Genomic DNA, 5,888 nt, shown 5'->3' with positions numbered 1-5,888 from the left:
CCCCGCTGATCAAGGCGGCGCGCGCCGCCGGGAAGCCGGTGATCACCGGAGCGGAGGTGGCCACTATCCAGGCGCTGGAGCAGTTTGTGCTGTACACCGGGGTCCGGCCCACGGCAGAGCAGGTCCGGGCGGCTGAGGAGTTCATGCGCGCCCAGTAGCGCCTTTAGGCCGGTTCCACCACGATGGCCACCCTGTCCTCCCCGATGCGGGTCAGGACCAGGGTGGCTGTTTTGTTGCCGCCCTTCCTGCTGCCCGCGTTTTTGCCGCCGGGCAGCAGCTGCTTGCGCAGTTCCTCAGGGGTCACGGCGGTGCCGCGCTTCTTGATGTCCAGCACCCCGATGCCCTCTGCCTTCACCCAGGCCCTGAGCGCCTTGACGTTGTACGGCATGACGTCCAGGACCCTGTAGGCCCGTGCGAAGGGGGTGTCCACCAGTTGCGGTGCGCAGATGTAGGCGATATGTTCATCCACCAGGTGCCCGCCCAGCTGCAGCGCGACGTCGGCCACCAGCCCCGCACGGATCACCGCACCGTCCGGCTCGTACAGGTAGCCCTCCACCGGTCCCACCTCGGCTGCAGGTCCTGCGCCGAAATCCTCGCCGCTGGTTAGTTCGGCCGCACCCCCAGGCCCCAGGACGAGCGCTGCCCTGCGGACTTCGGGCCGGCGCACTGCATTGAACCACAGCGCGACTTCGGTGACATCCCCGGACACCGAAACCCACTGGGCTTCGCAGCCTGCCGGCACGGCATCATGGGGCATCCCGGGCCCCATCTTGACGCCGACCGCACGGCCGGATGCCGCCAGGGACTGAACAAAGGACAGCGGCGGCGAAAAGGCTTCCGGATCCCAGATGCGCTTGGTTCCGGAGGTGGAGGTGACCCGGCGCGCAGGATCCAGCCAGACGCCGTCGATCCCGTCCAGCGCAACGGCGGTGGCATCTGCATGGACCACGGTGGCGTTGGGGAAGGGGATGAGGTTTACCGTGGCGCAGGCGGCGGTGGTCTCGTCCATTTCCACCGCGGTCACGGTGATGTCCATCGAAGCCAGCGCCAGCGAATCGGCAGCGAGGCCGCAGCCAAGGTCCGCCACATGCTTGATTCCCGCTTCGGCGAACCGCTGGGCGTGTCGCGCGGCTACGTTCAGCCTCGTGGCCTGCTCCAGGCCGGCCTGGGTGAACAGCATGCTCCGGGCGAACTCACCGAACTTCGCTTCGGCCCTCGTCCGTAGCCTGGACTGGGTCAGGACGGCGGAGACCAGCGCAGGGGAGTGCCCGGCCTTGCGCAGGGCCGAGTTGAGTTCGAACGACGTGTCCTCCTGGTAGGGCCCCAAAGACGCCAAAAGGTCCCATCCCTCGGGGGTGAGCAGCGGCGCGATCTGGTCCTGGGGAGCGTGAGACATGCGTTCCAGCCTAGTGGAGGAGCGTCCGGCGGGATGCGGATAGTGTTGAAACCATGGAAGAGAGCGCAGGCCCCCAGCAGTCCGGAGAATCGACCAGGCGCAGGGGCCCCGCCAGATTTGCCCGGCCGGCCCTGATCGCCGGATCCCTGGTGGCGGTGGTGTGCATCGGGCTCTTGGTGGTGATCTTTTTCCTCGATACGTTCAATGCCACGGTCTACTCTGTGGGCGGTGATGACATCGCGGGTGACACCCAGGAAGCGCGGGACATCCGGGGGCTTTACGACGGCGCGCGTGCCGGCAGCATCGCCATCCTGGTTGCTTCCCTGCTGACGGCGGCAGGAGCAGCGGTGGTGCTTTACCGGGGGCGGAATCCGGCCGCCGGCGAGGGCGAAGGCGGGGAGGACGTCGACTTCGACGACCTGGGGCGCTGAGGCGACTTGCCGCCCGCACTGGTGAGCAGCACTCCGGAAATGACCAGGACGCCGCCGAGCACCTGCGGCACAGTGATGGGCTGGCCCAGGACGACAGTGATGATGGCGGTAAACACGGCGATGAGGTTCAGGTAGTTGCCGGCGTTGGCCGCGGTGGTCCGCTTGAGGGCGAGGTTCCAGAGCAGGTAGGAGCCCAGCGAGGGAAACAGTGCGATGAACGCCAGGGACCAGCCCTCGGAAGGGGTGCCCGGTAAGCCGGCGCCGGTCACGAGGGCCAGCGGGCTCAGGACTACGGCCGCCATGGCCACCTGCACCGCCGTGGATGTGATGGCGGGGATGCTCAACCTGCGGGCGATGATGGTGTACAGGCCCCAGACGGTGATGGCCCCAACGATCAGCAGCTCGCCCCGGTTGATGGAAAATGTCAGCAGGCGCTGCAGCTCGCCGCCGGTGAGCACCAGCAGGACGCCCAACAGGCCGAGTCCGACCCCCACCCAGCTCAGCGGGCGCGGCCTGTCCCGGAGAAGGACCACGGCCAGCACCATGATCAGTGCCGGGTTCGCGGCGGTCACCAGGGAGGCGTTCAGGGCAGACGTGTCCTGCAGTGCGCTGTAGAGCAACAGGGTGTAGCCGCTCATGCCCAGGGAACTCAGGAGCAGCAGGACCGGCCAGCGGCGCAGGACAGCCCGCCAGTCCGGCCGCTCGACGGCGTGGGCCAGCACCAGCAACGGCACTGCGGCCAGCACCCATCGCCAGAACGTCAGCTGGAGTGGCTCCATGGTCTTCATGGCGGCCTGGCCAACCACAAAATTTCCGGCCCAGAAAAGGTTGGCAAGGATCAGGTAAACGGCAGCTCGCACCGCTCAAATGTACATGCCGAGGGTTCGCGAATGACGAAACGCTGGCACTCGCCTTGACCGAGTGCTAACCCTTACATAGAGTCTTCATTAGCACTCTCCCTAGGAGGGTGCTAACACATGAAGAGCTGCCAACCAGGCTGCTGCCGGCACCGCGACGACGGTTTGCCAGCCAGGGCGGAAAGCTTTCCAGTCCACGAATTTGCTGACGAAAAGGAGAGGTCCGAGTGTCGGTCTCTATTAAGCCTCTTGAGGATCGTATTGTTGTCCGCCCGCTCGAAGCCGAGCAGACCACGGCTTCCGGCCTGGTTATCCCGGACTCCGCGCAGGAGAAGCCCCAGGAAGGCGAAGTTGTTGCAGTAGGCCCCGGCCGCTTTGACGACAACGGCAACCGCGTCCCGCTCGACGTTGCCGAGGGCGACGTTGTTATCTACTCCAAGTACGGCGGAACCGAAGTCAAGCACAGCGGCACCGAGTACCTCGTACTGTCCGCCCGCGACGTCCTGGCGATTGTCGTAAAGTAACTCCCCGGATCCCCGTGCCGCTGGTCATGCGTTCTGCTGGTCAGCTGCGCGGGGTTCTGTCTTGAAAGGACAAAACCCATGGCAAAGCAGCTTGCGTTTAACGACGCTGCCCGCCGGTCTCTTGAAGCCGGCATTGATAAGCTCGCCAACACCGTCAAGGTGACGCTCGGCCCGCGCGGCCGCAACGTCGTCCTGGACAAGAAGTGGGGCGCTCCCACCATCACGAACGACGGCGTCACCATCGCCCGCGAAGTTGAGCTGGACGATCCCTATGAAAACCTTGGCGCTCAGCTGGCCAAGGAAGTCGCCACCAAGACCAACGACGTTGCCGGCGACGGCACCACCACTGCAACGGTTCTGGCCCAGGCTTTGGTCAAGGAAGGCCTGCGCAACGTAGCGGCAGGTGCCGCTCCCGGCCAGATCAAGCGCGGCATCGAGGTTTCCGTCGAAGCCGTTGCCGCCCGCCTGTTGGAGAATGCCCGCCCCGTTGAAGGCACCCAGGTGGCCAGCGTTGCAGCAATCTCCGCCCAGAGCGAAGAAATCGGCGAGCTCCTCGCCGAGGCATTTGGCAAGGTGGGCAAGGATGGTGTTATCACCATCGAAGAGTCCTCCACCACGCAGACTGAACTGGTCCTCACCGAGGGCATGCAGTTCGACAAGGGCTACCTGTCCCCGTACTTCGTCACCGACGCGGAGCGCCAGGAAGCCGTCCTCGAGGACGCCCTCATCCTGATCAACCAGGGCAAGATCTCTTCGGTGCAGGAATTCCTGCCGCTGCTGGAAAAGGCGCTGCAGAGCTCCAAGCCGCTGTTCATCATCGCTGAGGACGTCGAAGGCGAGGCCCTGTCCACGCTGATCGTCAACCGCATCCGCGGCACCCTGAACGTTGTGGCCGTCAAGGCTCCAGGCTTCGGCGACCGCCGCAAGGCCATGCTGCAGGACATCGCCACCCTCACCGGTGCGCAGGTTGTCTCCCCGGAACTGGGCCTGAGCCTGGACACCGTTGGCCTTGAGGTGCTGGGTACCGCCCGCCGCATCACGGTCACCAAGGACAACACCACCATCGTTGACGGCGCCGGTGCGGCAGAAGACGTGGCAGCACGCGTTGCCCAGCTCCGCGCCGAACTGACCCGCACCGACTCCGACTGGGACCGCGAAAAGCTCCAGGAGCGCCTGGCCAAGCTGGCCGGCGGCATCGGCGTCATCAAGGTCGGTGCAGCCACCGAGGTTGAGCTGAAGGAAAAGAAGCACCGCATCGAGGACGCTGTTTCCTCCACCCGCGCTGCCCTCGAAGAAGGCATCGTCGCCGGCGGCGGCTCCGCCCTGATCCACGCCCTCAAGGCACTGGATGAGGACCCGGCAGTCACGGCACTCGAAGGCGACGCCGCCGCTGCTGTGGGCATTGTGCGCCGCGCCCTGGTCCAGCCGCTGCGTTGGATTGCCCAGAACGCCGGCTTCGACGGCTACGTCATCACCTCCAAGGTTGCCGAACTCGAAACCAACAACGGCTTCAACGCCAAGACGGGCGAGTACGAGGACCTGATCTCCGCCGGAGTGATCGATCCTGTCAAGGTCACCCGTGCAGCGCTCCGGAACGCTGCCTCCATCGCAGCACTGGTTCTCACCACCGAGACCCTTGTTGCAGAGAAGCCTGCCGAGGAAGACGAGCACGCAGGCCACAGCCACTAGGCTGAGTCTCCGCAGCAGCCCTGTAGTCACAAAGAACCGGTCCAGCATCGCTGGGCCGGTTTTTTGTGTGGCGGTTCCGCATTAGGCGCCCGGCATGTCCTGCCTCTCAACATCGCCCGCGCGCTCGTACACCAGCGACACCGCCCCTTTCGGGAAGGTGCGGGCCGGCTCAGCGAGGCGGAAGGAGGCGGGAATGGTCCCGGCATCGAAGAGACGCTTGCCCTGCCCGAGCGTGACGGGATAAAGCCAGATGTGGAGACGGTCCAGAACCTCCGCCGCGAGCAATGAACGGATGAGGACACCGCTGCCAAACACGTGCACCTGGTTGTACTCCTCACGGAGCCGGCCGGCGGCCGTGGCGTCCGGCAGGACTGTTGTGCCCGCCCAGGCCGGAGCAGTCAGGGTGCTGGAAACAACGAACTTCGGCACCCGGTTGAGCCTCCTGCCGATATCGCCGGACTGGTGGGGCCAGTAGGCGGCGAAGATGTCGTAGGTCTTCCGGCCGAGAAGCAGGGCGTCGATCAGGCTGATTTCTGCCTCGATGGCAGCCTCAGCCTCGTCGTCGGATACCGGCATCTGCCAGCCGCCAAGGTCGAAGCCGCCCTCCATATCCTCTTCGCGGCCGCCGGGTCCCTGGTAGACGCCGTCGAGGGTAAGGAACAGGTTCGCGACGATGATTCCCATGCGTCCAGTCTGGAACTGCGCTCAAATGCTGTCCAGCATCGGCGGCCATCCCCACCCGGCATCGGCCGGCGTGGCACACTGGTGCCATGCTGCTCGAGGAGCTTGTGATAACTACGGATGCCGTGGCGTCCACGCGCTCCCGGCTCGCCAAGGTCGATGCACTCGCAGACTTGCTGCGCCGGCTCGAGCCCCCCGACATCGCCACGGCGGTCGGCCTGCTTACCGCCAGGCCACGGCAGGGCCGGGTAGGGGTCGGTTGGCGCGGCATGTCAGCGGCCATGGGGGAGCCCGCCGCTGAACCGAGCCT

The 5,888-nt window shown here is 65.7% G+C and carries 6 protein-coding genes and 2 pseudogenes; 5 read left to right on the top strand and 3 right to left on the bottom strand.

Annotated elements, in window-relative coordinates; translation table 11 throughout:
* A pseudogene (locus tag AC5RWX_RS29370) lies at window positions 1-158 on the top strand (shikimate 5-dehydrogenase); the annotation flags it as partial.
* Window positions 159-163: 5 nt separating this feature from the next.
* Here AC5RWX_RS29370 and AC5RWX_RS29365 read toward each other — a convergent pair.
* Entirely contained in the window at window positions 164-1,396 is a 1,233-nt protein-coding gene (locus AC5RWX_RS29365) for a THUMP-like domain-containing protein (RefSeq protein WP_494099757.1), read from the bottom strand.
* A gap of 53 nt (window positions 1,397-1,449) precedes the next feature.
* Between AC5RWX_RS29365 and AC5RWX_RS29360 the strand changes: the two genes are divergently transcribed.
* Complete coding sequence (locus AC5RWX_RS29360; protein ID WP_494099756.1) at window positions 1,450-1,827, top strand: hypothetical protein; 378 nt, start codon at window positions 1,450-1,452, stop codon at window positions 1,825-1,827.
* Here AC5RWX_RS29360 and AC5RWX_RS29355 read toward each other — a convergent pair.
* On the bottom strand, window positions 1,752-2,687 hold the full coding sequence (locus AC5RWX_RS29355; RefSeq protein WP_494099755.1) for a DMT family transporter: 936 nt from the start codon (window positions 2,685-2,687) through the stop codon (window positions 1,752-1,754). The two genes, AC5RWX_RS29360 and AC5RWX_RS29355, sit on opposite strands and share 76 nt — an antisense overlap.
* Before the next feature lie 224 nt (window positions 2,688-2,911).
* Between AC5RWX_RS29355 and groES the strand changes: the two genes are divergently transcribed.
* Window positions 2,912-3,208 (top strand): co-chaperone GroES, encoded by a 297-nt coding sequence (gene groES, locus AC5RWX_RS29350; RefSeq protein ID WP_050054380.1) that lies wholly within the window; start codon window positions 2,912-2,914, stop codon window positions 3,206-3,208.
* Window positions 3,209-3,286: 78 nt separating this feature from the next.
* A complete protein-coding gene (groL, locus tag AC5RWX_RS29345) occupies window positions 3,287-4,897 on the top strand; it encodes a chaperonin GroEL (protein ID WP_494099754.1) in 1,611 nt (536 codons plus the stop codon).
* Window positions 4,898-4,978: 81 nt separating this feature from the next.
* On the opposite strand, the gene AC5RWX_RS29340 is transcribed toward groL, so the two are convergent.
* Entirely contained in the window at window positions 4,979-5,581 is a 603-nt protein-coding gene (locus AC5RWX_RS29340) for a dihydrofolate reductase family protein (RefSeq protein ID WP_494099753.1), read from the bottom strand.
* Between the two features lie 86 nt (window positions 5,582-5,667).
* Here AC5RWX_RS29340 and AC5RWX_RS29335 point away from each other — a divergent pair.
* Window positions 5,668-5,888 (top strand): annotated as a pseudogene (locus AC5RWX_RS29335) (ATP-dependent DNA ligase); the annotation flags it as partial.

The organism is Arthrobacter sp. SPT-J7 (assembly GCF_059089965.1).
The sequence above is the reverse complement of the archived record's forward strand: the minus strand, read 5'-3'. Positions and strand labels throughout refer to the sequence as shown.